The organism is Streptomyces sp. NPDC057543, from assembly GCF_042801895.1.
In the GTDB taxonomy this organism is placed as follows: domain Bacteria; phylum Actinomycetota; class Actinomycetes; order Streptomycetales; family Streptomycetaceae; genus Streptomyces.
In genome coordinates, this window is sequence record NZ_JBHVFF010000507.1 from 2,400 (window position 1) to 3,144 (window position 745).

The window sequence follows — 745 nt, forward strand, 5'->3', positions numbered from 1 at the left end:
GGAGCGGTTGTTCGAGCGGCCGGTCACGGCGCTCGGCCGAAAGGGAGTTGAGTACGGGCGGGCCGGCGCTGTTCGGCCCGGGGCCCGGCGGGCTCGTCCCGGAGGTGTCCGCACGACGCCGCGCGACGGCCGCCGGATCTCCTCCTGGCCACCGGACGGACTCACCGGGGACGGCGAATACAGCAGTCAGGCAGCTGCTTCCTACCCGGCGGCCACGGCCAGCAGGGCGAACGCGGCGAGGGACAGGGCCGTCCGGACCCGGTGGAGGGTGTTCCAGCGGGACTCGAACGCCTCGCGGGCCGCGCCGTCGTCACCGCCCTCGGACTCCGCGAGCGCTTTGTTCAGCGGGATGTTCCCGGCGATCGTGACCAGGTGGCTCCCGACCGCGCAGACCAGCGCCGCCACGGCGAGCGCCCGGTCCGTGCCGTCGTCGGCCCCGGCGACCGCGGCGGCAGGGAAGGCGATCACGCCGAGGAAGAGGACCAGGAAGACCGGTCCGGGCACCTTCTCGTTGAAGCGGCGCATCGCGGCCGCGAACCGTTCGTCCGGCAGTGCGGCGATGCCGGGCATGACCGCTGTCAGGAAGGTCAGCAGGAAGCCCGCGTAGAGGCCGGTCGTGATGACGCCGAGCACGAGGAGCAGGGCGGGGAGAGAGGACATGGTGCACATCATGGCGTCGGCGGGCGGGCCGCACAGCCGACTTTCACAGGATCGCACGGCCGGAGGCGGAGGGCGGGCCGCGGGG

General features: G+C 73.6%; 1 protein-coding gene. It reads right to left on the reverse strand.

All coding sequences use genetic code 11. The features are described 5' to 3' along the window. Positions 1-201 precede the first annotated feature (201 nt). Complete coding sequence (locus ACFU8Q_RS40570; protein WP_384464962.1) at positions 202-660, reverse strand: DUF1772 domain-containing protein; 459 nt, start codon at positions 658-660, stop codon at positions 202-204. Positions 661-745: the final 85 nt, after the last annotated feature.

Bases quoted from the DNA above. Each gene is read 5' to 3' on its own strand.
- ACFU8Q_RS40570 (WP_384464962.1), bottom strand. From the start codon at position 660: ATGTCCTCTCTCCCCGCCCTGCTCCTCGTGCTCGGCGTCATCACGACC.